We start from the raw sequence: 25,817 nt of genomic DNA, 5'->3' as shown, positions 1-25,817 counted from the left end.
TAGAGTAGTGTTTTTTCAAACATACTAAATACACGTTCATTTTGGAACAAGTAAATTTTTTCTCTAAAACTCCACCCTATAACTCAATATCGGAATCAGTGGTGTCTGATAGGCTGTTTTGATAACACCTTCCATAGGTTCAAAGTAACTGCCAAAAGGGAGTAATACAGAACCGGAGACCAAGAAATGTAGTCCCTTGTGTTTAAATTGCTCCAAAGTGAATTCTGCGCCATAGAACTAGAACCCTGCTTCCGGAGAAGCAGGTGAACTGGGGCTGCTATCCTGCTTCTCCAGAAGCAGGATAACCTTGCTGATTATTTTGTTCCCTGCTTCCGGAGAAGCAGGTGAACTGATTCAGATTACCTTCCCCATTTTCCACCTCCGACGAAGTAGCCAATCGTAAACCCGAAGTATTCATTGGTGGCTTGACCGATTACTTCTCCGTTGATGTTTTGGAGATCGCTTTTAGGGACAAAATTATATTCAGCGCCTATCCTGAATTTCCCCAGTTCCACCCCGGCTCTCAACATTGGCGCCCAGGCAAAGTTTGCCCTCAGGTCTCCCAGATCATCCGAGTCAATATCGGTGCTCTCAATGTTGACATTGCTCATGGTATAATATCCAAAACCGCCACCGATATAGGGTGCCGCTTTTCCTTTTCCGTAGTTGAAATAATAATTTGCAGTACCGGAAATGGATGCATTTGCACCTAATTCTCCGGTGTAATCATCCGGGATTTCATAGTAGACCACATCTTTGGCGAGTGCCGCCGCACCCATTCTCAATCCCAAAGCAAGATTTCTTCTGACGAGGATTTGTGGTTCCAAATTGACCAAAGCGCCAAATCCACCGCCTTTTGGAGCTGCTGCACCGAGGTCCATCTGAAATCTGAATCTTTCTGCTTCTTGGGAATATGAGGCGTGAACAGTAATTAATAGGATGATCATTGTGAATAGCTTTTTCATTTTTTGGTAAGTGTTTAAGTTCTTTGAGGCAGATGGCCTGCCCAAGCTCATAATGAGCCGGGCAGGATCTGCTGTTGGCTTAGCTTCTGTTTTAATGACAATTCAGGGAGGTTATACCCCTATCTGATTTTTTGTTTTTTGAAAGAAAATTAATTCAGTTAAAAAAATCTAAAACCCGCCCTAAAACCCCACCACCATTGGCTGGTGATGTTTTCAGGATGGGCCCTTTCATTTCGGACCTGTGTTTTGGTATAGGTAAAAAGTTCAGGATGACCGTCAAAGGAATCGTCAAATACCCTGAAATTAATCGTCGGTCCGGCAAATAAGGCCAACTTTTTCGCCACCTGATAATCCCCGCCGATGTAGAGTTTGTTGATCAGATTCAATGATTGGACTCTGCCTTTGTTCAATTGCTCAGAGCTGACTTCAACGTTTAGAAAAGTCTTTTTCCCCAATCTTGGAGAAGTTCCTACGCCGTAGCCAAATGACCAAGTGACATCTTCGCTGATTTCAGGTCTGGTACCTGCAAAAAGTATGTTATAGAATTCCCTCTTTCCGGTTCGCAACGCGATATTGATGGGAAGGACTTCATTGACTCCGAACTCAACTGTGTGGTATCCTGAGCGCACGAAGCTGATCAACCCCACCGGAACCCCACTCATGCTGTCGGCATAGTTGAACACACCAAGCTGAAAACCATTGACTTTACCTCCATAATTAAATGTTCCTACCTGCGAGCCTTTGACTTCATGGGGAGTGAAATTGGCCAAACCGGCAATTTGGGAGCCTTCGGTGTTTTTTCCTGAGAAGTTGGTTAGGCCTGCGATTTGAACACCTTTGACAGATTTGGGGGTAAAGTTTGCCAAGCCGGCGAGCTGCACGCCTTCTACTTCACCTGTGGTAAAATTGGTCAATCCTGCCAATTGAACACCTTTGACAGATTGAAGATTGGAGTTGAACAGACCGGCCAACTGTACCCCGTCGACTTTTCCACCTACCTGATTGAATAGGCCTGCCAACTGCACGCCTGTCATGTCGCCACGGTTGATATTGAAAAGTCCTGCCATTTCAAAAGCACAGGTTCCCGCAGAATATCCTCCGAGCAGATTGAAGGAAACATTGTTGATCATGTTTCCGGATTGGGTGCCATTCGTTCCGACAAAAGGAACAAATGCAAACTGTACAGATACGATGGTGGTATCCTCAGGATTTACGCTAAAAGGCTGGAATTTTATTGTGCCGATTTTTTCACCGAAGCGGTGAAATGAAAACTTCGAATCCACCTTTTCGAGGCTATCGGTCGGGTTTTCTTCATGGCCGGAAAGGGCTTTGGTTTCTACGGGAGAAAGAGAGAAGAAAGCCGCTGTTGCTAAGATTTTGCTTATGGTATTCATTTGTTTGGATTAGTTTCTATCCTATGACAAGCGAAACCAAAGACACCCCTATGGGAAATGAAAAAATTTTTAAAAAAAGATTTTTGAAGAAAGATCAGCCCAAGTCAGTGTCTTCACTGACTTTCTGGGATATATGAATTTAGGAAATTCTGAATGTGCCGATGTCAGTGTCACCATAAATTCTTTATTTTTTTGGAAATTTAATTGGCAGTGGAGACAAGCCAATGGCGTGAATTTCAATACAATAAAAACCCTTTAGAAATTGTAGCCCTGAAAGGGCGAAATATCCTAGCGATGGGTCCATCACAATTATCGGAATCTTTGGCACAAGCCCTGAAAGGGCGAAATAAATTGAATTAAAAAAATGATTCCGCCCTTTCAGGGCTTGGGGAGATATTAAATGAATTATGGATGGGCTTCACCCATCCCTTTGTTATCCCGCCCTTTCAGGGCTTTTCTCTCATGAATAAATTGGAAGTGGAGACACTTCCAATGGCGTGAATTTCGATTCAATAAAAACCATTTTGAAATATAAGCACTGAAGGTGCGGAATATGATAGCGATGGGTGCAGCCCATCGTAATTTTGAGAATTGGTTGTCCTAAGTCCTGAAAGGGCGAAATAAAATGAATTATAAAAATAATCCCGCCCTTTCAGGGCTTCCGCGAATTATCAAATGAAATATGGATGGGCTTCACCCTTCCCTTTGTTATCTCGCCCTTTCAGGGCTATTATTTCGTGGATTAATTGGTAGTGAAGACACTGCCAAGGGCATCAAGGCATTTCAATGCTCCAAATTCCAACTCCATCAAAAAAACCTGAATCCCGCTCTTCCGCCAAACCAAAGTTGGGTGGCAAGGTTTTCGGATGGATAGGTGCTTTCGGAAATGATTCTTGGATTGGTGTAAGTAAAAAGTGGAGGATGGTCAGCATAAGTATTGTCGTACACCCGTAGATTCAGACTTGGTCCGGCAAAGAAGTGGATTTTATTTGCCAGGCGAATTTCCATCCCGATGTAAAGTCTGTTGACCAGGTTCAAAGCCGAGACATATCCTTTGTTCATTTGTTGGGCACTCAGTTCGATATTCAGATGGGTTTTCTTGCCCAAAGCAGGGGAGGTGCCTATCCCATAGCCAAAGGTCCATGTCGTAGAGTCCGCATTGTCAGTTCTAATTCCTGCAAAAAGCATGTTGTAAAATGCCCTTGTTCCTGATCGGAGAGACATATTCAAGGGAAGCATTTCATCCGCCCCGATCTCAACCTGATGGTATCCTTTTCTTACAAAACTGATCAGGCCGATTTGCGCTCCTTTGAGGCTATCAGCATAATTGAATAGCCCGATCTGTGTTCCTTTGACATTGCGTCCAATATTCAGCAAACCAGCCATCTGCACACCATCAACATCTCTGTTGGCATAATTGGCTAGCCCGGCCAATTGAAATCCCTGAAAGTTTGATGTCCCCACGTTCATCAGTCCTGCCAACTGAAAGCCCTTGACATTTCCTGTGCTGAAATTGACCAATCCCGAAATTTGTGCAGCATTCACTGAATCCAAAACCGCATTTGCTAATCCTGCCAATTGGACGCCTTTGACGGTTCCACTGACCTGATTCAATAGCCCCGCAACCTGTACTGACTTGACATTTCCACGGTTGAGGTTAAACAAACCCCCAAATTCTACCTTGTTTGTTCCTCCCGAAAACCCCCCCAAAATATTGAAGGAAAAGTCATTGACCACACTTCCCGCCAACTTCCTGTTGGTGCTGACAAAAGGTACCAAGGAAAGCTGAAATCCCCGGTGCAGGGTATCGCTCATGTTGTCCATATTGGTAAAAGCCACAGATTTTTTGGTCCAAATCCAAAAGTCCTTCATCGGTTCTGCGATGCTTTTGCCCACTTCTTCAAAGTCAATTTCCTTTGATTTGAGGAGAATCTTTTGGAAAGTGGATTGTTTTTCGTCTATCAAAAGTGTGTCGGTGTAGGACTGACTATTGATTACCAATTTGAGATCCTCGGCGGGGTTTTTTACCGAAAGCTGAAAATACCCGAATTCGTCCGTCAAGGAAGATTTCAGCGTGATCGGGTCATATACAGTCGCATCACGGACTGGCTTTCCGGTGCCTTCATCGACCACATAGCCACTGATGACCAAGTCCTTTGGGGAATCTGGTTTTGGAGTTAATATGACATAAACACCTTTTTGTTTAATATCCACTTTCCCTTCCAACACTGTTTCCAAAACTTCCCTCAGGGGTTTGTTTGAAAAATCAGCAGTCACATTTCTATTAACATTGATTGCAGAAGAACTGTAGGAAAAGACCGTTCCTGACTCATGGGATAAGCGACGGAGGAAAGTTTCCAGCGGTTCGTTTTTGGCCGAAATGGAAACCTTTTTTTCTAAAATAGGAATCTGCTGTCCAAAAGATGTGGAGGAAATGAATAGAAGGAACAGCAAGAAAAGTACGAAACGGAAGTCCTTTTCTTTGGTGAAAAGAGAAAATTTAAAAGCAACCATCCCCGGAGATTTTGATTTGGGAACCTTCATCGATGACTTCAAGACCGAGCGTCTCTGAAATTATTTCAAGAATGGTATTCAGGTCTTCATTTTCAAAATTAACTGTCAACCTACAACCGGAAATATCGCCCTCCATTACAATTTTCCTTCCATATACTTGAGAAAGACTGGCCAAAACCTGTGCAAGTTCTTCTTCCTGAAAATCAAAAGATCTGGTGACAAATGCTGCTACATTCGGATCTGCCTCCAACATGGAAAAAGTATTCAGGTTTTTGTCATAGATTCCTTTTTCCCCGGCTGAGAGCGTAATTCCTCCTACATCATCCTTGTAAAATCGGACCATTCCCTCCTGAACAGTAACTTCCACAATGGCACTGTCAGGAAAAGCTTTGACATGAAATACAGTACCGATATCCTCAATATGCAGTTCACCTGCCTGAACAGTCCAATTGACTTTTTTGGAATCCGGGATATTGATCAGAGCTTCACCGGACAAATGGATGGTTCCGGTTTTTTTTCTTTCGTTGTAATCGACCCTGACATCCGAGTTTTTGTTCAGCGAAATTTCGGTAAGGTCAGGCATCTTTTGAGAAACCACCGTTAAGTCAGCAGTGAATTGGAATTCCTGAGTTTGGGAAGATTGTCGGATGGAATAAAAAATGAAAGTCAAAGCAAAAATCAGAATCAACCCGGCGGCAATTCCCCATGTCGGAAAAATGAACCATGGTTTCTTATCTTTCCCATAAATCTGATTTTGCACCTTTTCCCAAGCAGTATCTGCATCAAATTCCTCCTTGCCCGGCAACTGCGCTTTTTCATAAATCAGCTTGGCATCATCCAGGTATTTTTGGTTTTCAGCCGAAAGAGCACACCATTCCCCCAACTCCTGGATTTCAGCCTCAGAAGCTTCACCGACAATGAATTTGCCGATCAGGTCTTCGATATGTTCTATATTCTCGTTCATGGTTCCAACAGCCTTCCTATCAAGATGGTGATCAATGGAATATAATCTTTCAACTGGACGCGCATAAGCTTCAATGCTTTGCCCATTTGGTTTTCAACTGTTTTGACTGACAATTGCAATTGGGCGGCGATTTCATGGTATTTGAGTTCTTCAAACCTGCTCATCTTGAAGATCAACCTGCATTGCTCGGGTAGGGTTTCCAAAGCCTCCTGGATTTTGGTCTCCAACTCTTTTCGGATTGCCAAATGGTCAGAAGGCTGACTTTGCGGTTCACCTTCAGCTTGAAGGGAATCAGCATGCAACTTTCGGACTTTCTGCCTTTTGATCTCATTGAGACAGGCATTTCGGACACTTCTGTATAAGTAAGATTTCAGCGAAGTGTCTACCTGAATGGTTTTTTTCTTTTCCCAAAAGCCAATAAAAACAGCCTGCACTGTTTCTTCAGCATCATCCGGATCCTTGAGAAAGGACAAAGCAAAGCGGCAAAGGGGATTATAATGGGTTTTGAACAGCATCTCAAATGAGGCAGTATCTCCGGATTGAATGTTTGAAAAAACCTGTTGGTCTGTCGCCTGCATGAAAAATCCAATGCTTTCGTGCAAGTTAAGATATTGGGTCTTTATATAAAAAGAAACCTGAAAACCTGTTTACCCCTATGCAGAATAAAAATATATACCGAGTGATTATCTGTTTGCTTCACTGATCCAATGGAATTGCCTCTCGGTCAATGGAAAATGGCGATTGAGTTTTTGTAAAACCACATAAAGTGAATCGTCTTTCTTTGCACCGGTCAAAATCATTTTGCCCTCAGAAGGTAAATCCATTTTAAAACTTGCAACTGGCAAACTGTCCCAACTTGACAACCTCCATTCCAATTGAGTTCCTAAACTGTCCGGCAAATAGCTGAAATAAGCCCTTCCATATCTCATCCTCAGACTGGAATCCTGAGCAGAAAGACTGCCTGAACCATTGTAATCAAAGATAATATCCCGCCATCTCAGTGAATCAGCGAGACTTTCGGGAATGGTATCGCCGTTTTTTACAAACAACTCAACATGGTACATACCGGGCTGAATAGGTTCAAGGATTTTGGAATTGTTGCTGTGAAATTCGAGGTAATATTGGTAATAGTTGTAGGTGCCAAACCCAAAACTCATCATGATAAAAACTACCTTCAGGACGATCCTACCGATTCGTTGCCATTTCTTTGAAAAGTATTTTTCATATAATTCCGAAGGTTGGACAGTCTGATTTTGAAGGAAGAAAGCAAACAGCCTTGACCTTTCTTGCCAAGCCAAAAACATGGAAGCTACCAAAAGATTCAGGGAATAAATTTTGACAGGAATGTCATAGGCTAGGTTTAGCATGGCTACATTGGCAAATACTCCAATAGCCAACAAAGCCCCCAAAAGCGCTGTCCTTCTCCACACCAAAAGCAATGCAACCATTACTTCAGCGAAGCCTGAAAACATCTGATAAGGCGTACTGTAACCAATAAACATCCACGAAAAACGCATTGGCAGATAATCTCCTAATGGTGTTGCCAATTGACTCAAATTTGGAAAATACATCTGCATGGCAAAAACTTTCAAAATCCCATAAGTAAATGCAATTCCCGCAAGACTGTAACGAAGCAATATACATAGCCAATAGTGGAGCTTGGGGTAGGCTGTTTTTTTAGAATCCAGAATTGACCAAATCAAAGCGCCGATACATGCTATGAATAGGAATGAGTAAAGTTGCGCCCAACCATAGCTAGTATCACCGCTTCCACCCATTGGAACCAATTCTTTTCTGATATGGAGGAAATTGTCATTAAACCAATGGATAAAAATATCGAATGGGTAATTGATCGCTTCGGTCAAATAATACATTCCCGGAATTCCACTTGTTAATCCGAGTGGATTGAAATAGATCAGGTAATAAATGAAAGCGAAACGGAAGGATATTCTTCCAAAGAGGGACCAAGTTGTGGCGGTTTCTTGCATGAGCATGAAATTAATTGCTCAAAATATTGAAAAAAATGAGAAAAAGGAAAACCATAATCTTTGACACCTGTAGTCAAGTCACAGCTTTCTCTTTTATTCCGTAGTAGAGGGTTATTTTGTCCGAATAAGCAAGTATAGGAAATAGTTCGCTACGCCTCTCATACTTCCCTGTTTTTGGAGAAAAGCATCTTTCTCAGTCGACTTTGTTTCGGCCAAAAACCAAAGATTGTTAGTCTCTTTTTTCCCTGTGTTACATTCCTTACCCGGGGTTATTAATATTTGACCACTTCGTGGTCTTTCAGTGCCAAATTTGCAGAAATACTCCATTGTGCTTTATTGGCTCAGTGGGATAATCCTTTATTTCTTTCTTAGCGTTTTTGCGCCTTTGCGTGAAATATTTTTTTTCTTTGTGCTTTCGTGTCTTTGTGGGCTTTTCCTTTTAGTTACTTTGCCTCTTCGCGTGAGACTTTACTTTTACTTCCTCCTAAATCCAAAAACCCCAACCACCATAAAACAAATCAAAGGCAATACAAAAGAGAAATTGACTTCCGTTACCCCCATGATCAGGATGTCATCATAGGCAGGACCTCCAAAATCGAGGATCACGCCCTGAAGAGTGGGCATGATGGCCCCGCCCACAATCGCCATCACCAAAAATGCCGCGCCATATTTCCCATCTTCTCCCAATCCTTCCAACGCAATGCCATAGATAGTCGGAAACATCAGCGACATGGCAAAAGAAATTCCCACCAAGGAGTATAGCCCATAAATCCCCTCAATGAACATGGCACCAAGTGTGAAAGCTCCCGCCAAAACAGCGAAATAAAACAGCAATTTGGCAGGTGGGAAGAACCTGAACAAAAATGTACAGATCCATCTTCCAACCAAAAATAGAATCAAAGCCGCATATGCATAATTCACCGCAGAGGCATTGTCAATACCCATGGCCTCAGCATATTGGTAGATATATGTCCAAACCATAATCTGTGCACCGACATAAAACATCTGTGCGACAACACCTTCCACAAATTGCGGTTGCCGAGCTAGCCGTTTCATAGAAGGCCAAAAGTCTAATTTTCCGTTGTTGGTTTTGCTTTCAGGCATTTTGGCAAAGGCAATGACCAATCCAAGGATAATCACAACCAATCCTAGCATCACATAAGGATCTCTGATTACCATCAGGTCATTTGTGCGGATAATGGCTTTGGCTGATTCATCCAAAGTGTCATAAATGATGTTTCCTGAAGCCTCTGTATTGTTGGACTCGAGTGCATTGAGGATAAATTCTTTTGCCACAAAAAGACCGGCCAAAGCGCCCATCGGATTGAATGCTTGGGCAAGGTTCAGTCTTTGGGTTGCTGTTTCCTCCGAACCCATTGAGAGAACATAGGGATTGGCAGTGGTTTCCAAAAAAGCCAATCCAAACGTCAGGATATAAAGAGCAAGGAGAAAGAAGATGTAACTTTCCCAAGCAGCAGCCGGATAGAAAAGCAAAGCCCCAAAAGCATACAAACCCATCCCGATCAAAACACCTGTCTTGTAGCTGTATTTCTTGATAAATATGGCCGCAGGAAGTGCCATGGTAAAGTATCCTCCATAAAATGCCATCTGCACCAAGGACGCTTGAACGTTGTTCAACTCCAAAACCCGCTTGAATGCAGCTACCATGGGATTGGTGATGTCATTGGCAAAACCCCAAAGGGCAAACAAAGAAGTAATGAGGATAAAGGGTAGGAGGAGGGCTTTTGGAAGTAGGGTGGTTTTGGGCATTTTGCGGTTAATGGTTAATTGGTTAGAGGTTATTTGGTTTTAGGTCCCTGAGCTTTTCGAAGGGTTGGTTATTGATTAATTGGTTAAAGGTTAATTGGTTAACTGATTTTCAATACATAGCTTGGATAGGAATTTAGGCCTTTTTCTTGATATGAAATCTTGATCATTGTTACTTTATAACTCGATACTTCATACTTTATCCTTGGTACTTGGCACTTAATACTTAGTACTTGATACTTCGTACTTCGTACTTCATACTTCCCACTTCTCACTTCCAACTCACAAAGCCCTGTCCAAATGCGTATATCCTCCATCCACATAGATCAGTTGGCCTGTGGTATGGGAAGAGCGCTCTGATAGTAAGAAAACCACCATATCTGCGATTTCTCGTGGTGTGGTCATCCTTTTTTCAAGAGGAATTCTATTTTGAATCTCGTTCAATTTATCCTCAGGATTGTCAAATGTCTTCAGCCAACTTTCATATAATGGTGTCATGACTTCTGCAGGAATCACCGCATTGACGCGGATGCCGTATTTGAGGAGTTCTACGGCCCATTCTCTTGTTAATGACAATTGGCCACCTTTTGCCGCAGTGTAGCCACTTGTATTTCCCTGCCCCGTAACAGCCGTTTTGCTGCTGATATTGACAATACTTCCTTTTGACGCTTTGAGGTGGGGAAGTGCATAGTGCACCAAATCGTAATAATGGCCGAGGTTTTTTTCGACAGATGCCCTGAAGGCTTCAGGAGAACCATTTTCCAATCCTATTCCATCATTGACTCCGGCGTTGTTAACCACCCCGTCAATTCTCCCAAACTTCTGAAAAGCCATTTCCACAGCTTCTTTGACCACGTTGGAATCCGTCAGTCTTCTTGGAATATGTAAAGCTTTGCCTCCGTTTGACTCGAATTCAAAAACAAGGTTTTGGCCTTCGGTGATCGAAGGGTCAATGATCACAGGATAGGCGCCTTCTTCAGCCAAAACCCTGCTGATGGCACCGCCAATTCCTTTTGCGCCACCGGAAACGAGATATACTTTTTGGTTGATGTTTAGGTTCATGATTTAAATAGAATACTTTTTGATAAAAAAGACAGAAGACAGAAGACAGAAGACGGAATTTCAATCCAAACTCTTGACCGTCGGCTAATAATAAAACAAAGAATTAAGTATGTTCTCAGAATAAACCAATTCTACCTACTGAACACTGTCAACTGAGACTGCCATCTGTCTCGCCGTTCCCAATCCATCAATTCCCAATTCGACAACATCTCCCGGATTGAGGTAGCGTGGCGGTTTCAATCCCAAACCTACGCCTGAGGGTGTTCCTGTCGAAATCACGTCCCCGGGTAACAATGTCATGTATTGGCTGATGTAAGAAACCAAAGTTGGAATATCGAAAACCAAGTCTGAGGTATTGCTGTCCTGCATGATTTCGCCATTGACTTTGAGCCAAAGTCTCAGGTTGTGTGGATCGGAGATCTCGTCTTTGGTAACCAAATAAGGCCCAAGAGGAGCAAAGTGGTCTGCACTTTTACCTTTGACCCACTGACCACCGTGATGCAATTGAAAATCCCTTTCGCTGACGTCGTTGTGAAGTACATAACCGGCCACATAATCCATCGCCTCTTCTTTGTTGACATAGGTTGCTTTCTTGCCGATTACCACTGCCAACTCCACTTCCCAATCTGTTTTGGTGGAATTCCTTGGAATCAAAATCGGATCAAAAGGACCGCAAAGTGACGAGGTCGCTTTCATAAAAAGTATGGGTACCTCCGGAACAGGCATACCACTTTCTTTGGCATGCAGGGAATAATTCAATCCCACACAGAGGATTTTTGATGGTCTTTTGATGGGTGAACCAAGTCTAGTTTTATTACTGATTTCCTGAATGTTATGTATGTTTGAATCAAGCCATGATTGCAGTCTTTTTAGACCATCATTTTCCAAAAAATCTTCTGACCAGTCTTCACCAAAACCGCTGCAATCCAGCCATTTTCCGTCAGGTGAGACGATTCCTGGTTTTTCTTTTCCTGTTTCTCCGAAGCGAATAAGTTTCATGTATTTGAGGTTATTAGGTTGATAAGGTTACAAAGTTTTAAAGTTAGCAGGTTTTGGGTTTTTCCTACAACCAAAAATAAAAGATTGGAAAATAGCAAAGAAGGCTATAAATGACCATTACCGATCATTTGTTGACTGCTGGGAAAATTATGATTGTTAATTTCAATTTAAAAAAGATTATTTCTACTCATCTGTGATTTTTTTGAAACTTGATATACTAATGCAGTGAAGATTGATTTTTGATGGATATAAAAGAGCATTTTACCAAAGTCATTAAAGCCAATGAAGGTCTGATTTATAAAATCACGACGCTGTATACCGATGGCAAACAAGACCAAAAAGACCTGTATCAGGAGATCGTCTACCAGCTTTGGAAATCCTTTGGCAGCTTTCATGAAAAATCAAAACTGAGTACTTGGATGTACAGGGTAGCGCTCAATACGGCCATCTTTCATCTCAAGCAATCCAAAAAAAGGCCTGACACAATTCCCTTTGAATTGGAAATGGACAGGCTGACAGACGAAAGCGACAAGGCGGAGGATGAAAGAATCAAGCTTCTTTACGAACAGATCCAACAATTGAATCTGCTTGAAAAAGGTATCATCCTGCTTTTCCTAGAAGGCAAATCCCACGAGGAGATATCGGAAATTATGGGAATTTCAATAAGTAATGTGGGGACAAAAATCTCTAGAATCAAAGAAAAACTTAAATCTCAAATCAAAAAACACACCGATTATGGAACTTGAAGAAATGAAGCTCGCATGGAATGACATGAGCAAAAGAGTAGAAAAACAAGAAATTCTAAACCAACAAATCATAGAAAAAATGACAAAAAACCAATACCAAAACAATCTGAAGAAGATCGCCCTTCCGGAATATATCGGAACCATCATCTGCTATTTGGGTGCGGCTTATCTGTCAGTTAATGTCCCAAAATTGGAAGAGCCGTTGATTCAGCTTTTTGGGGTGATTTCGATAGCCTTGCTGCTTGTCCTTCCCATTATCTCCCTTCAATCAATCAGAGCGATGAAGAAAGTCAATCTATCATCACATACTTATCTGGAAACCATTCAGATTTTCGGCAAACAAAAAATCAGATTCCAAAAGCTTCAGAAGCTGAATATATCATTGGGATTGTTTCTTATGGTCATTGGCGTTCCGGTTCTATTGGCCATAAAGGGAATTAGTTTGGACCCGACTCCACTTTTCTGGATGCTTTATTTCCCATTAGGAGTAATGTTCTTTTTGGGCTTTTCTTATTGGACTCTGAAGTATTATAACAAAGCCTTGAAAGCCACTGAAAAGATGCTTGCTGAGGTTAATGAATAGAACTCTTAGGGGGAAAATGATTTTATGGCAAAATAATCAATTCATAAAAAGGGTAGATCAATTTGAATTTCCATTTAATCCCACCATCCCTCCAAATTCCATTTATTTTTCTCATTTATTTTTTTAACTTAATGATTTCCAATCGGTTTAGAGGAGGAATGGGGCAAAAGTAAATTTTATAACACGAATTTTCATATAACCTCTTACCTTTTACCTCTCACCATTAACCAATAGCCAAATAACCAACCCTTCGACAAGCTCAGGGACCTAAAACCAATAACCAACCTAAAATATGCAATACGCTTTTATACTCAACGGAAAACCTGTCCAAGTCACTGCAGAGGAGGATGCCAACCTGCTTTGGACTTTAAGGGAAAGGTTGAAACTGACCGGAACCAAGTTCGGTTGTGGGGTTTCCCTCTGCGGATCCTGCATAGTTCATATAGATGGCAAACCTGTCAAATCCTGCATCACCCCGCTTTCCCAAGCTGTGGGTAAAAAAGTCACGACCATCGAAGGGCTTTCGGACGACAAGAGCCATCCGCTGCAAGTCGCTTGGATAGAAGAACAGGTTCCCCAATGTGGGTATTGCCAGTCTGGACAGATCATGCAGGCGGCAGCTTTACTTGCAGAAAACCCCAATCCAAACAGGGAAGAAATCATCAAGCACATGAACGGTGTGCTTTGCCGCTGTGGTACTTACTTGAGAATTCTGAAAGCAATCGAAAAAACCGCCCAAAAAGTCTAACCATGGAAAAGCAAATTGAATCACAGGGATTGAGTAGGAGAAAATTCCTAAAAGTGGGAGGAGGCATTACCTTTTTGGTGACCGCTGTCGGATTGCCGGCATTGGTTTTTAAGAAGGGAGAAATAGGTGAGAGCAAGCAGATTTCCGCTTGGGTTCATTTGGCTTCGGATGGAACAGTTACTATTTATAATCCTGCTTCAGAAATGGGTCAAGGGACGATGACTGCTTTGGCAGCAATTTTCGCAGAGGAAATGGATGCGGATTGGTCCAAAGTGAAAATAGAAGACGCCCCGGTGGAGCCTGAGATCTACGGAATCGGTTGGGGTGGAGAAAGAGGTGGGAGCATGTTGACGGTGGGAAGCCGCTCGGTAAGTGGCCACTACAATAACCTCCGACAATCCGGGGCACAGGCAAGATATGTCCTGCTCTCTGCGGTTGCAGAAAAATGGGGAGTGGACAGAAAGGAATTGAAAACCGACTCAGGTTTGGTATTTCATCCAAAAAGCAACAAAAAAATCACCTATGGAGAAATAGTTGAGTTCGTCAAAATCCCTGAATCAGTTCCTGAAATTCCGGATTCCGAACTGAAAAACCCGAAGGATTTCAAATTGATCGGCAAAGACTACCAGCGGTATGATATTCCATTCAAAGTGGACGGTTCTGCCATTTACTCGGGTGATATCCATGTACCGAATATGGTGTACGCAGCCATCGTCCGATCGCCGGTGAACGGAACTCAGCCTGAACTCAAAAATGAAACCGCGATCAAAAATATTAAAGGCGTATTGGATTTGGTCAGTTTGAATCATGGCATTGGGGTAGTTGCCAGCAATATGGAAACCGCCTTGAAAGCCAAAGCCATGATGGAAATCACCTGGAAAGGCGACCCAAAAGCCAAATCCCATAACAGCCAAGACGCTTATGAAGAGTATGAGGCACTTTCCAAATCATCCAAAACAGGAAGCATTGTAACCCAATCGGGTGATTTGAACAGAGAACTTCCGAAGGCACAAAAGACCATTCGGGCAGATTACAAAAACGATTATATCTACCATGCCCAGATGGAACCACTTAATGCAGTCGCCCATGTGAAAGCCGATTCGGCAGAAGTTTGGGTCGGTACGCAGGCATCCGATGGTACCAGAAATGATGTTGCCAACCATTTGGGGTTGGATTTCAAAGCGGTCAACCTGCACACCTGCTATTTGGGGGGAGGATTTGGGCGAAGGTCCATGACAGATTTTGTGATAGAGGCGGTTGATATTTCCAAGGCTGTAAACTTACCCGTCAAACTGCAATGGACTCGGGAAGATGACCTCCAATACGGCGCTTTTAGACCGATTTCATTGCAAAAGCTTGAGGCAGGCATCGACCAAAACGGAAACATCAATTCATGGAAACATGTGGTTATCGGGACAGGTGGCGGATTATTGGGTTCGGGTGCGGACATACCTTTTTACGACATTCCTAACAAATTGATCGAAGTCAGGAACATTGACCACGGGGTCCGGACCAAGCATTGGAGGGCGGTGGGACATGGTCCGAACAAGTTTGCGATCGAGACTTTTGTGGATGAAATAGCTTTGGAACAGAAGAAAGACCCATACCAACTGCGGAGGGAACTGATGAAAAATCATCCCCGCGAGCTTGCGGTTTTGGACAAAGTGGCTGACATGGCAAAATGGGATTCTCCGGTACAGGAAGGTCGGGCTAGGGGAATTGCTTTTGCAGAAAGAAGCGGTTCATTGGCTGCCGGAGTTTGCGAAATCTCCCTGGACAGATCCACCGGAAAAATCAAAGTTCACAAAATTTGGGGTTCATTGGACGGCGGAGTAGTTGTGCATCCTGCAAATGCCAAATACCAAATGGAAGGTTCATTGGTGATGGGATTGAGCAGTGTGTTGTTTGAAAGCATTACTTTCAAAGAGGGGCAGGTGGAACAATCCAATTTCTACGATTATCCTATCCTCAGAATGGAGGATGCTCCTGAAGAAATCATTTTGGAAATTATTCCTTCAACCGAAAAACCAACAGGAATCGGAGAGGCCGGACTGCCTTTTATGGGAGCAATTATTTCCAATGCTTTTGCGGCCTTGACTGGGAAGCGATTGCGGCATATGCCATTTACGCCGGAGAAGGTTTTGGAAATACTTTCAAGTTGAAGAAATTAAGGGAAATAAAGTAGATATAAGGTAGAGATATTATTGAAATATGATTCTGTAGAAATATAATTGAAATAGGCATTCCTAAACATCATTCTATAAACTCACCTTTGAGGATACACAAGCTCTAAGGGACAAGTTTATTACCGGAAAAAGACCCTCTCCAATAAGTGAGGGTTTTGCTTATCCTTCCTTTATTCTCCCTTCAATCTTTTCATCCCTTCCACCAATGGATGCCAACCGAATAGCAACGTAACACGGAAGCCATCCATTTTTAAATCTTCTGGTTTGCTATCATTAATAGTAGCCAAATAAGAAAGCGTGAGCTGCATGTTATCATTCATATGATATCCAAGGGTGCCGCCCATTCCAAGGTTGTTCAAGGCAGTACCTTCCTGACCATCGATGGTTGCTTTTCCTCCTGAATAAGATATCACATCAAAAGATCCCCATACTCTTTCCATAAAATCCCTGGTAAGGTGTCCCTCAATTTGATACATCGGCTCTGTACTCATGGTCTTGCCAACAAAATCTGTATTATCCGAAAGGAGCCAAACAGCAGGAACAAACTCAAAAGTGGTGCGCTTGCCGGGAACCCATGAACCGATCTGCCAGACTACCGGCAAACCTACTCTTCCATACCAACGGTTTTGTCCAATGTTGATGGGGCTAGTATTGTCATATGTTCCGAGTGGAACAGCTAGACTACCAATGAGGTCCACAGAAAATCCAGGCTTGTATCGGATCATATCCGGAATGTTCATAATAGGCTTTGGTCCAATCAAATTAATGGTGAATTGGACCATAGGATCTCCAAATCCCCGTGAAGTAGAACTGAAATCCAAGCCATTAAGGGAGGCTTCGCCATTGATCCTGCCCATGGGCACAAGCACCGAAATCATTGCTGAACGCTTGAAAATAGGCAACATCTTGGCATAACCTGCCATACTCATACTTGCGCTAAAATTAGACCCAGGGATTACCTTTTGAGAAGGATCAAAGGGATTGGCATTCCCGCCCATCGAGTTGTAAATTACGGGAATGGCATTGGTTCCCATCAGACCTTTCCAGTAAAACCTTGCTCCGTCTCCTTGAGCAAAAGTGGCCTCCGGAAGACAATAAGTCAATACAATAGCAAGGAATGCGAAATTCCTGAAATAAGAAAAACCGGCCTTAGGTATATATCTCTTCATAAAATTAATTCTTTTTCTCCTTAGGTGTGTTCATTAATTCGGTAGGCGGAGTGTATTGCCGCTTGTTAATCAGGGGAGGATAACCATAATCCACCGGAAATCTGGCCGGAAGCTGATCATAAAGTCCCTCAAACGGGGAGCGACTTGGAAGAACGACATTGTTTTTCTTAACATAATCATCCCACAGCCCCAACATTTCTTTTAGCTTTTCAGGATTGGCATCTGCAAGGTCTTTTCGCTCTGCGGGATCAGCCGCCACATTAAAGAGTTCCCAATCGGAAATTCCAAGTGGAGTAAATTCCCATCGCAACTTCCATTCGCCTTGACGGAGCGCACGGTTTCCGAAGAGTTCCCAAGCAATATAATCCTGCGTTGTCCGCGGGGATTCAGCCTCACCTGCGAGAACTTTTGTCCAGGATTTTCCGATCATCGGAGGCAATGCATTTCCGTTATAAGACTTTGGATAGGAAGTTCCGGCAACTTCAAGTAAGGTGGGCATGATATCCGCAATGGACATCAGGCCATGGTTGATGCTGCCTTTTTCGCGTTTGTTGATTGGACCGCTTACGATGAGTGCATTCCTGATGCCGCCTTCACCTAGCCAACCTTTGTATTGGCTAAAAGGTGTCATGGATACCTGAGCCCAACCAGGTCCATAACCAACATATGAACCAGGTTCCCCCCAAGCGTTTATATGGTTGTTGGACCATTTAGAAGCAAAAAACAAGGAATTAAGGGATCCCGGCTGACCTGCGATCATTTCACCAAGGTCATTTCCTTCTGCTCCATTATCACCAAATAAAATGAAGATCGTGTTTTCATATTCTCCGATTTTTTTGAGGTGGTCAACTAAACGCCCGATATGGAAATCTAGGTTTTCCATGAGGCCAGCATAGAGTTCCATTTTTCTACCGACAACCGCTCTTGCGGCGGGAGCGAGGACAGAATATTCGGGAACAAACCACATACGCTCCGCCAAATTTGCCGATTCGGGCAAGATGCCTAATTCTTTTTGCTTCTTTAGGCGCTGCAGACGTTGCATATCCCATCCGAAATCATATTCCCCAACATGACGGTCACGCCATTCTGTTGGAAGATGATAGGGATCATGGGGAGCTTGATGGGATACATAAGCGAAGAAAGGTTTGCCATCTCCCTTGCCCTCATCTATAAAATTTATCAATTTGTCAGTGTAGGTTTCAGTGGCATAAAAATTTTTTGGAAGTTCAGTTAGATACTTGCCATCTTCTGTATATAATGATTTAGGAACCAAAGCAGTCATATTGGTCATATCCCAATAACTTCCCATGCCGTCAAGTAAGGTAAAATCACGTTCGAAGCCACGGGCTGCGGGTATGAGTTCCGGCGATTTTCCCAAGTGCCATTTTCCCACCATATAAGTATGGTAACCGGCATCTTTCAATAATAAAGGGATAGTGGTAACCTTGGTATTCAGGTGGCCTTCATACCCATCCAAGCCAACCTGATTGGGTGCCGTCCACTCATCCATGTTACCCAATCCGTTGAGATGCGTATCGACTCCTGAAAGCATCATGGACCGCGATGGCGAACAGCTTGCGTGGGTGTAAAAATTGGTGAACCGGACTCCATTGGCTGCAAGCGCATCCATATTTGGGGTTTTTATTTCACTCCCAAACATACCCATGTCCGAGTAACCCATATCATCGGCAAGGATGATTACAATATTGGGCCGCTTTTTTTCCGATTGGGATGAGGATGATTGTCCGTACAAAACTTGTACAAAAGACAACATGACTACCGTAATGAGAAGGTTTTTTTTCATATCAATAAATAAGTCAGTAAGCTAAATTGATTTTAACTCTTGCAGTAAACGAAACCGTTTAGTCCTATTTCTATTTTTGTATATCAATAAATCCAGTTAAATATCCATCTCACTAACAATTTCATTCCGCTCAGGGAAACTTAGCCGACTTCCCAATCCAGGAGTGTTGCCAACCAAAAGAAAATGTTGTAAAGTCCTGGCCAATTCGAACTATCGCTCCTGTACTTGCCGCCAGCTTGATAGAATTGCTTTTCCCGACGGGCATCACCGCCGTCAAGCCAATCCGTGTATTATTCTGCCGGTCATCATTGAAAGTACCATCAATAGAAGATTTCCCACCGACATAGTAGGTCGCATTGTAGGCTATCCAAAACCGTGGCGTGATGTTATAGCTGATATGTGCCTGAAATGCTCCCATTGGCTCTTGGGTGCGTTTAGAACTTCCTGGATAGAATGAATAGTTTGAGGAGAAGAACCAAGAACCTGCATAGAAATCGACAAGCCATCGTTTACCCAATGGTTGAGAGATCGCAACCTCTGGTTTGAGCGACCAACGGTTGGTCCCTATGTTGATCAGTTTATCAGAAAAAAATTGGCCTGTTGGTGCCGTAACATTGATACTGACACCAATCAGCGTCCTTCTCGGTGCTTTCATTATTTCAGCGATTCCCGAAGCAGGTGCACCATGTACCAACACGGTAAGCCGCATCCGGGAATCTCCCATTCCTTGTCTGTAGATGCTTTGTGCCTGACCGGCCACTTTTGCGGAAGCTGTTGCCCAGGAATAGGGTAAAGCCACCATAGCCTGTGAGGTGAGGCCAAATAGGTTGAATGTATTTACATATCCAAAGGAAACAGACTGAACCGTGGCATCTAAATCCTCAAGGGGTATGGTTGGATCAGTCAGGATGGCACCTGTAGAAAAAGCATAGCCCGTCACTACTGTAGATGTTTTAATAGGAAGCCAGAGGTAAGCACGGGGATCCAAATCCTGCGCTACTATTGGAAAAAAAATAATCAATTGGAACAAACCAATCAATCCCAACTTGCGGCAATTCCGATTCAATTGCATGGTTTTGAATTTTAGCTAAAGTATCTATTTGATTCAATAAAGGAGGATTTCAGAATTGAAATAAGCATGTTGGATCAATGTTAGTATTCCTGTAATCACCGGGTTTACAATCAGGTTTAAGTCAAGTTTTCTTGGCAACAATCGGGAAGCCAATATTTATTTTGAAAATTTAATTCTATCCATTTGTAATTCTGAAGCATCTTTTGATACCACAAAATCAAAAACAAATTTCCATTGATTACACTTTTAATAGAGCCGGCATCATATGACTGTCTCATCAAACTTAAATTCTTTTGAACCAGATTTCTAAACGTAAGCGTTTATAAAAATTTCCGCCATGGAGAATGGAAATGCTATTATTAATCACCACGTCTTTTTGAATTTCAATTTATTATTCTTTGCTATATATTGATAATCGAATTGGTATTTGTGATTCTCCATTTACTTGATATATTTACTCAAATAGACACCTAAGTCTAGTGATTTTGAGAAAAACAAGGATTTACTAAGAAAATATCTCTGATGAGGAAAATAAACTCAGAACATATCTGGATAGAAGCGGGTTACAACCAATTTGCTGCCGAAGGCTTAGAAGGATTACAGGTGGAGCGGTTAGCAAGAATCACCGGATTAAACAAATCCGGCTATTACCATTATTTTGGTGATAGGGAAACATTCGTTGAAAAATTAATGGAATACCACCTTGAGCTAGTCACCATTTACACCGAAGAGCTTAAACAGATTCAAAATTTCGATCCGGAATACATGGAATTGCTTATCAAGTATGCTAATTCCTTGATTTTTTCCACCCAATTGGTTAGAAACCGCCACGACAAATTGATGGAAAATACCTACAGAAAGATCGCTAAAATGGTAGATCCGGTTTTATCCAAACTGTTTGCTGATTTTATTGGATTCAAAGATTACATGGAGTTTTCCACCAAATATTTTAATCAAGTTCGGTATATGTTTCATTCCCGCATTACCTTCGATCGAATGAATTATCCGTTTTTGAGGGATTTTATGTATGAAGCCAGGGATTTAGCCCGACGTGCTGTTGAATTGGGATCCAAACAAAAAGCGGTTTAAATCCCATTTTTGTCATTCTGATTTTTTATTCCATGAATCTGAAGAAAGAGGATTGGATGTTGGCCATAATTGATCATCAGCCTTTCTGCCATTTGGTCAAAAATATGGTTAATATCAAGGTTACTCAGAAGTAAACCAAATCCTTAATAAAATTCATCTATTGAATTTGGGATTATTTTTCAGGACCTTTTTTTTAATTAACCGGGTATTTATGATTGCGAAATGTTGATAATCGAATTGACATTTGCCATTTTCAAATTACTTTATATATTTACTTAGAAGACGCTTCAGTCTAGCGATTTTGATAAAAACAAAGATTTTAAGGTCAAATGTCCCCATGAGTAAGATAAATTCAGAACATACCTGGATCGATGCAGGGTATTCCCAATTTGGTGCCGAAGGACTCGAAGGATTACAGGTGGAGCGCCTTTCCAGAATAACCGGTTTAAATAAATCTGGATATTACCATTATTTTGGAGATAAGGAAACCTTCCTCGAAAAATTAATGGAAAACCACCAAACTTTAGCTTCAATTTTTGCTGAAGACTTAAGACAAATAAAAGAATTTGATCCCGAGTTTATGGAGGTGCTCATCAAGCATACTCCGAAATTGATGTTCCATAATCAATTGGTCAGAAATCGAGAGGAGAAAATACTTGAAAAATGTTACAATTTGGTAAATGACATCATTGACCCAATTGCCTCAAAATTATTTGGGAATTTTATAGGGTTAAAAGATAACAATGCATTTTCTTTTAGATATTTTCAACAGGTCCGAGATACTTTTTACAGTCAGATCACACTCAAACGGATGAACTATCTTTTTTTACGTGATTTTATGTATGAGGCCCGGGATGTGATTCAACGCGCCCTTGAATTGGGTTCAGAAAGAAAAAAGATGTGATTTTTGATTTTTATTTCCTCATTGACCTTCACTCTTTCCTTGGTTGAAGTATAGGACGGTACCTTGCAATTTTTCTATATTCTGTTTTAGACGGTAAAGTCTATATAATAAGCCGATTTCCCATTAATTTGATTGTCATATAACGCATTTTGTTGTTCAGCATGATATTAATCATGTTTTTACCAACAAATATTATCCACATTTATTCTTCCAAACAAGCCCCCCTTTTCTATGAAGAAAAATTTAATCAAAGTTTTTGTCCTCCTTGGATTTATGGTTTTTATGTCCTGTAAAACCGATAATCAAGAAACTTCTACCGACATTTCTACAGTTGCAGAATCAGGTGAAATAGACCGTACCGTCCTTCCCATCAAGGTACCATCTCGTCCGTATTCAAAAGAACTAGACATCCGCAATGCAACCGCACCGGAGCGTTTCGAAGTAAAAGCACCCGAAGGGGCACCAAATGTAATTTTGGTATTGGTTGATGACCTCGGTTTTGCAGGTACAAGCCATTTCGGAGGTCCTGTAAGTACCCCGAATTTTGACAGGGTAGCCAAAGAGGGTGTTTATTTTAACAATTTCCATACTACTGCAGTGTGTTCACCGACCCGTGCGGCGATCAAAAGCGGTCGAAATCACCATGTAAACAACATGGCATTCATTACCGAAATGGCTACCGGTATGCCGGGTGGGACAGGTGAAATTCCCGGAAATGTTGCTCCACTGGCTGAGATGCTTCGGCTGAACGGCTATAGCACCGGCGCTTTTGGCAAATGGCACGAAACAGCTACTTGGGAAACAAGTGTTTCCGGTCCTTTTGATCGTTGGCCTCACCGTCAGGGATTCGACAAATTTTATGGTTTTTTCGGTGGCGAAACCAATCAGTGGGCTCCATTTGTATATGACGGAACCCATCCTGTAGAACTTCCTGAGGATCCGGATTACCATTTCATGAATGACATGACCAATCAGGCAGTTTCCTGGCTAAAGTATCAGAAGGCCCTGACACCCGACAAGCCTTACTTTATGTACTTTGCTCCAGGTGCCACGCATGCCCCTCACCATGTACCGGAGAGCTATATCAAAAAATGGAAAGGTAAATTTGATGGCGGTTGGGATGTGATGCGAGAACAGATTCTTGCCCGACAGATTGAAATGGGTATTGTACCTAAAGGAACTAAATTGGCTCCAAAACCGGAAGCTATTCAACAATGGGAAAGCCTGACTGCAGATCAGAAAAAATTGTTTATCCGTCAGGCTGAAGTATTTGCGGGATTTTTGGATATGACCGACCATGAAATTGGCCGTTTGCTGGATGCTGTAGACGAAACCGGGCAGGCAGAAAATACCATGATCATTTTTGTATATGGAGATAACGGAACGAGTGCTGAAGGGGGAACAAATGGTATGTTTAGCGAAATGACTTATTTCAATGGGGTGCAGGAATCTGTAGAGGATATGCTCAAGAAAATTGACAAATGGGGAGGTCCTGAAACTTATCCCCATATGGCTGCCGGCTGGGCGGTCATGTTTGATACACCATTCCAATGGACCAAGCAAATGGGTTCTGATCATGGTGGCACGAAGGTAGGCATGGCTATCCGTTGGCCAAAGGGTATCAAAGCCAATAGTGGGTTACGCCCACAGTTTAGCCACGTGATTGATATAGCACCTACAATTCTGGAAGCTGCAGGTCTTCCCGAACCAAAAATGGTAAACGGGGTAGAACAGCGTCCCATGGATGGAGTCAGTTTGGTGTATGCCTTCAAAGATGCCAATGCCAAAGAAAAACATACCACCCAATATTTCGAAATTGCTGGTAATCGTGCCATTTACCATGAAGGCTGGTATGCTCGAACCATTCACAGAGCACCCTGGGAACGTGAACCAAGGAGACCTTTGGCAGAAGATATATGGGAACTTTATGATGTTGCCAATGACTTTAGTTTGATAAACGACCTAGCTTCTGAAAATCCTGAAAAACTGAATGAATTGAAGGATTTATTTATGAAAGAAGCTGAAAAGAATCATGCATTACCGATAGATGACAGGTTATTCGAGCGTATGATAGCAGCCAATGTTGGTCGTCCGGATATTATGGGTGACCGCAAAACACTGACTCTTGCAGAAGGTATGGTGGGAATGTCCGAAAACGTTTTCTTAAATATCAAAAACAGACCAATTACAATTACCGCTGATGTCGAAATTCCGGAAGGTACTACTGCCAACGGTATTCTAATCGCACAAGGCGGACGATTTGGTGGTTGGGCGCTCTATGTAAAAGACGGAGTAGTAGCTTATGACTACAATTTTCTTGGAATGCAGCGATATACTGTGAATGCAAATCAAAAACTGACATCAGGCAAACATACCATCAAGTTTGATTTTGCCTACGATGGAGGAGGGCCAGCAAAAGGAGGTTTGGGCACCTTATATATTGATGGCAACAAAGTCGGTGAAGGTAGAATTGAACGTACCCAACCGGGTATTTTCTCAGCTGATGAAACTGCGGATGTGGGTATTGACTTGGCTACACCTGTAGTTGAAAGAATTGGGGCAGAAGCCAAATCAAAATTCAATGGAAGGATACCAAAATTGGTAGTAGAAGTAAAATAACAAATGGCCCGAGTATTCTTAACTCGGCCATTTCTAAAATTCTTAATCTGATCAAATTTCCTAAATTATTTTAATTGAAAAATAATATCAAAATGAAAAAGAGAAATAAGCTAAATGTATTTGTCGGGACTGTATTCCTGATGGTTTTGCTTTCGTTTGGTCAAAACCTTTATGCGCAGGTTCCCATGACTCAATCGGTTCCCGATACGACCAAGATGACCTATAATCAGATTTCGCAGGGCTTGGGTCTGTTTATTTACCCATCCAAAGGACAAAGTCAGAATAAGCAAAAGCAAGATGAATATGAATGCTACCAATGGGCGATGGAGCAATCGGGTGTAGATCCATTGAACCTTCCAAAGGTAGAAGTTCAGCAATCAACAGGTCCCACAGGCGGAGCGGTAGTGGGTGCAGCAAAAGGTGCAGCGGCAGGTGCTGCCATTGGCGCAATCGCAGGTGATGCAGGTAAAGGTGCTGCCATAGGAGCCACCGCAGGAGCTATGCGGGGAATAAGGCAAGGAAGGCAGATGCAGGCCCAACAGAACCAACAGGCACAAGCAAATGCTACGGCAACAGAACAGGCCGCAAAAGATAAATTCAAGAAAGCTTTCTCTGTCTGCATAGAAGGTAAAGGATACACCGTCAAATAATTAAAACGAGAAAAATGAAAAATCTGATCATACTCACGGCATTGACAATTGGTTTGTTTTCCTGTTCACCCAACAATGAAAAACAGCATCAAGAAAATATTGAACTGGTGAAAAATTACATTCACGCAGTTGAATCCCTGGATTTTGAATCCATGGGAAACTATCTGGATACGAACTATCTTGGATTGGGGCCTTCTTTTGGAGATTCTATCGGTAAAATGGAAGCCATTGCAAACTGGCAATGGAATGTTGAAAACCTGTATGAAAAAATAAAATATAACCGTTCTAGATTTGCCTCTGTATCCATCCCGGACGGTGACAGCAAGGGAGATTGGGTAGCTAATTGGGCGGAACTGGAAATACATTACAAAGACAGCATCGGAACAGCTACCATCTGGGCCAATACAAACTATTTGATAGAAAACGGTAAAATTAAAAGAAGCCTTACCTTTTACAATGAAGCAGATGTCTTGCGGCAATTGGGATATGCAGTGGTCCCTGAGGAATGGCTGGAGTAAGGATCTTCTGACTATCAATTTACCTATCTCATGTGTAAAATCTTATTAAGCTTCACTTGGATATTGTCAAAAATCG

Annotated in this window: 21 protein-coding genes; 9 read left to right on the top strand and 12 right to left on the bottom strand. The window is 42.3% G+C overall.

The features are described from left to right. Positions 1–359: 359 nt before the first annotated feature. The 9 genes from MMU05_RS13725 to MMU05_RS13685 all read right to left on the bottom strand — a co-directional run bounded on the left by MMU05_RS13725 (position 360) and on the right by MMU05_RS13685 (position 11,653). Positions 360–965 (bottom strand): hypothetical protein, encoded by a 606-nt coding sequence (locus MMU05_RS13725; protein WP_241142249.1) that lies wholly within the window; start codon positions 963–965, stop codon positions 360–362. Between the two features lie 158 nt (positions 966–1,123). After that, the gene (locus tag MMU05_RS13720) at positions 1,124–2,359 is read right to left on the bottom strand and encodes a hypothetical protein (protein ID WP_241142248.1); all 1,236 of its coding nucleotides are present in this window, start codon (positions 2,357–2,359) and stop codon (positions 1,124–1,126) included. 807 nt (positions 2,360–3,166) lie between these two features. After that, positions 3,167–4,873 (bottom strand): carboxypeptidase-like regulatory domain-containing protein, encoded by a 1,707-nt coding sequence (locus MMU05_RS13715; RefSeq protein WP_241142247.1) that lies wholly within the window; start codon positions 4,871–4,873, stop codon positions 3,167–3,169. Continuing rightward, positions 4,860–5,837, bottom strand: a complete 978-nt coding sequence (locus MMU05_RS13710) for a FecR family protein (RefSeq protein WP_241142246.1) — start codon at positions 5,835–5,837, stop codon at positions 4,860–4,862. Before MMU05_RS13710 ends, MMU05_RS13715 begins: the two co-directional genes overlap by 14 nt. Continuing rightward, entirely contained in the window at positions 5,834–6,439 is a 606-nt protein-coding gene (locus MMU05_RS13705) for an RNA polymerase sigma-70 factor (RefSeq protein ID WP_336246929.1), read from the bottom strand. The genes MMU05_RS13710 and MMU05_RS13705 overlap by 4 nt, the downstream gene beginning before the upstream one ends. Before the next feature lie 81 nt (positions 6,440–6,520). Next, positions 6,521–7,825 (bottom strand): hypothetical protein, encoded by a 1,305-nt coding sequence (locus MMU05_RS13700; RefSeq protein ID WP_241142245.1) that lies wholly within the window; start codon positions 7,823–7,825, stop codon positions 6,521–6,523. A gap of 474 nt (positions 7,826–8,299) precedes the next feature. Next, positions 8,300–9,595 (bottom strand): L-fucose:H+ symporter permease, encoded by a 1,296-nt coding sequence (gene fucP / locus MMU05_RS13695; protein ID WP_241142244.1) that lies wholly within the window; start codon positions 9,593–9,595, stop codon positions 8,300–8,302. Between the two features lie 279 nt (positions 9,596–9,874). Next, on the bottom strand, positions 9,875–10,654 hold the full coding sequence (locus MMU05_RS13690; protein WP_241142243.1) for an L-fucose dehydrogenase: 780 nt from the start codon (positions 10,652–10,654) through the stop codon (positions 9,875–9,877). Positions 10,655–10,789: 135 nt separating this feature from the next. Beyond that, positions 10,790–11,653 carry a fumarylacetoacetate hydrolase family protein gene (locus tag MMU05_RS13685; RefSeq protein WP_241142242.1) on the bottom strand — a complete coding sequence of 288 codons (864 nt, stop codon included), beginning with the start codon at positions 11,651–11,653 and terminating at the stop codon, positions 10,790–10,792. A 242-nt stretch (positions 11,654–11,895) separates the two neighbouring features. Between MMU05_RS13685 and MMU05_RS13680 the strand changes: the two genes are divergently transcribed. From MMU05_RS13680 to MMU05_RS13665, 4 genes are all read left to right on the top strand, one after another. Continuing rightward, positions 11,896–12,399, top strand: a complete 504-nt coding sequence (locus MMU05_RS13680) for an RNA polymerase sigma factor (RefSeq protein ID WP_241142241.1) — start codon at positions 11,896–11,898, stop codon at positions 12,397–12,399. Further along, positions 12,389–12,982: a hypothetical protein gene (locus MMU05_RS13675; protein ID WP_241142240.1), complete on the top strand. Its 594-nt coding sequence runs from the start codon at positions 12,389–12,391 to the stop codon at positions 12,980–12,982. Before MMU05_RS13680 ends, MMU05_RS13675 begins: the two co-directional genes overlap by 11 nt. 292 nt (positions 12,983–13,274) lie before the next feature. After that, entirely contained in the window at positions 13,275–13,730 is a 456-nt protein-coding gene (locus MMU05_RS13670) for a (2Fe-2S)-binding protein (RefSeq protein ID WP_241142239.1), read from the top strand. A gap of 2 nt (positions 13,731–13,732) precedes the next feature. Beyond that, positions 13,733–15,892: a xanthine dehydrogenase family protein molybdopterin-binding subunit gene (locus MMU05_RS13665; RefSeq protein ID WP_241142238.1), complete on the top strand. Its 2,160-nt coding sequence runs from the start codon at positions 13,733–13,735 to the stop codon at positions 15,890–15,892. A gap of 194 nt (positions 15,893–16,086) precedes the next feature. On the opposite strand, the gene MMU05_RS13660 is transcribed toward MMU05_RS13665, so the two are convergent. From MMU05_RS13660 to MMU05_RS13650, 3 genes are all read right to left on the bottom strand, one after another. Further along, the gene (locus MMU05_RS13660) at positions 16,087–17,085 is read right to left on the bottom strand and encodes a transporter (protein WP_241142237.1); all 999 of its coding nucleotides are present in this window, start codon (positions 17,083–17,085) and stop codon (positions 16,087–16,089) included. 4 nt (positions 17,086–17,089) lie between these two features. Next, on the bottom strand, positions 17,090–18,889 hold the full coding sequence (locus MMU05_RS13655) for an arylsulfatase (RefSeq protein ID WP_241142236.1): 1,800 nt from the start codon (positions 18,887–18,889) through the stop codon (positions 17,090–17,092). Between the two features lie 130 nt (positions 18,890–19,019). Then, the gene (locus tag MMU05_RS13650) at positions 19,020–19,961 is read right to left on the bottom strand and encodes a transporter (RefSeq protein WP_241142235.1); all 942 of its coding nucleotides are present in this window, start codon (positions 19,959–19,961) and stop codon (positions 19,020–19,022) included. A 522-nt stretch (positions 19,962–20,483) separates the two neighbouring features. Here MMU05_RS13650 and MMU05_RS13645 point away from each other — a divergent pair. The 5 genes from MMU05_RS13645 (at position 20,484) to MMU05_RS13625 (ending at position 25,741) form a co-directional block, all read left to right on the top strand. Further along, positions 20,484–21,050 carry a TetR/AcrR family transcriptional regulator gene (locus MMU05_RS13645; RefSeq protein WP_241142234.1) on the top strand — a complete coding sequence of 189 codons (567 nt, stop codon included), beginning with the start codon at positions 20,484–20,486 and terminating at the stop codon, positions 21,048–21,050. Between the two features lie 337 nt (positions 21,051–21,387). Beyond that, the gene (locus MMU05_RS13640; protein ID WP_241142233.1) at positions 21,388–21,954 is read left to right on the top strand and encodes a TetR/AcrR family transcriptional regulator; all 567 of its coding nucleotides are present in this window, start codon (positions 21,388–21,390) and stop codon (positions 21,952–21,954) included. A gap of 231 nt (positions 21,955–22,185) precedes the next feature. After that, positions 22,186–24,573: an arylsulfatase gene (locus MMU05_RS13635; RefSeq protein ID WP_241142232.1), complete on the top strand. Its 2,388-nt coding sequence runs from the start codon at positions 22,186–22,188 to the stop codon at positions 24,571–24,573. Positions 24,574–24,665: 92 nt separating this feature from the next. Continuing rightward, complete coding sequence (locus MMU05_RS13630) at positions 24,666–25,223, top strand: glycine zipper family protein (protein ID WP_241142231.1); 558 nt, start codon at positions 24,666–24,668, stop codon at positions 25,221–25,223. 14 nt (positions 25,224–25,237) lie between these two features. Continuing rightward, on the top strand, positions 25,238–25,741 hold the full coding sequence (locus MMU05_RS13625; RefSeq protein ID WP_241142230.1) for a nuclear transport factor 2-like protein: 504 nt from the start codon (positions 25,238–25,240) through the stop codon (positions 25,739–25,741). The last annotated feature ends 76 nt before the right edge of the window (positions 25,742–25,817 follow it).

Source organism: Cognataquiflexum rubidum (assembly GCF_022538115.1).
Taxonomy (GTDB): domain Bacteria; phylum Bacteroidota; class Bacteroidia; order Cytophagales; family Cyclobacteriaceae; genus Cognataquiflexum; species Cognataquiflexum rubidum.
The sequence above is the reverse complement of the archived record's forward strand: the minus strand, read 5'-3'. Positions and strand labels throughout refer to the sequence as shown.

Coding starts and splice junctions, on each gene's coding strand:
- MMU05_RS13725 (WP_241142249.1), bottom strand. CDS start 965: ATGAAAAAGCTATTCACAATGATCATCCTATTAATTACTGTTCACGCC.
- MMU05_RS13720 (WP_241142248.1), bottom strand. CDS start 2,359: ATGAATACCATAAGCAAAATCTTAGCAACAGCGGCTTTCTTCTCTCTT.
- MMU05_RS13715 (WP_241142247.1), bottom strand. CDS start 4,873: ATGGTTGCTTTTAAATTTTCTCTTTTCACCAAAGAAAAGGACTTCCGT.
- MMU05_RS13710 (WP_241142246.1), bottom strand. CDS start 5,837: ATGAACGAGAATATAGAACATATCGAAGACCTGATCGGCAAATTCATT.
- MMU05_RS13700 (WP_241142245.1), bottom strand. CDS start 7,825: ATGCAAGAAACCGCCACAACTTGGTCCCTCTTTGGAAGAATATCCTTC.
- fucP (WP_241142244.1), bottom strand. CDS start 9,595: ATGCCCAAAACCACCCTACTTCCAAAAGCCCTCCTCCTACCCTTTATC.
- MMU05_RS13690 (WP_241142243.1), bottom strand. CDS start 10,654: ATGAACCTAAACATCAACCAAAAAGTATATCTCGTTTCCGGTGGCGCA.
- MMU05_RS13685 (WP_241142242.1), bottom strand. CDS start 11,653: ATGAAACTTATTCGCTTCGGAGAAACAGGAAAAGAAAAACCAGGAATC.
- MMU05_RS13680 (WP_241142241.1), top strand. CDS start 11,896: ATGGATATAAAAGAGCATTTTACCAAAGTCATTAAAGCCAATGAAGGT.
- MMU05_RS13675 (WP_241142240.1), top strand. CDS start 12,389: ATGGAACTTGAAGAAATGAAGCTCGCATGGAATGACATGAGCAAAAGA.
- MMU05_RS13670 (WP_241142239.1), top strand. CDS start 13,275: ATGCAATACGCTTTTATACTCAACGGAAAACCTGTCCAAGTCACTGCA.
- MMU05_RS13665 (WP_241142238.1), top strand. CDS start 13,733: ATGGAAAAGCAAATTGAATCACAGGGATTGAGTAGGAGAAAATTCCTA.
- MMU05_RS13660 (WP_241142237.1), bottom strand. CDS start 17,085: ATGAAGAGATATATACCTAAGGCCGGTTTTTCTTATTTCAGGAATTTC.
- MMU05_RS13655 (WP_241142236.1), bottom strand. CDS start 18,889: ATGAAAAAAAACCTTCTCATTACGGTAGTCATGTTGTCTTTTGTACAA.
- MMU05_RS13650 (WP_241142235.1), bottom strand. CDS start 19,961: ATGCAATTGAATCGGAATTGCCGCAAGTTGGGATTGATTGGTTTGTTC.
- MMU05_RS13645 (WP_241142234.1), top strand. CDS start 20,484: ATGAGGAAAATAAACTCAGAACATATCTGGATAGAAGCGGGTTACAAC.
- MMU05_RS13640 (WP_241142233.1), top strand. CDS start 21,388: ATGAGTAAGATAAATTCAGAACATACCTGGATCGATGCAGGGTATTCC.
- MMU05_RS13635 (WP_241142232.1), top strand. CDS start 22,186: ATGAAGAAAAATTTAATCAAAGTTTTTGTCCTCCTTGGATTTATGGTT.
- MMU05_RS13630 (WP_241142231.1), top strand. CDS start 24,666: ATGAAAAAGAGAAATAAGCTAAATGTATTTGTCGGGACTGTATTCCTG.
- MMU05_RS13625 (WP_241142230.1), top strand. CDS start 25,238: ATGAAAAATCTGATCATACTCACGGCATTGACAATTGGTTTGTTTTCC.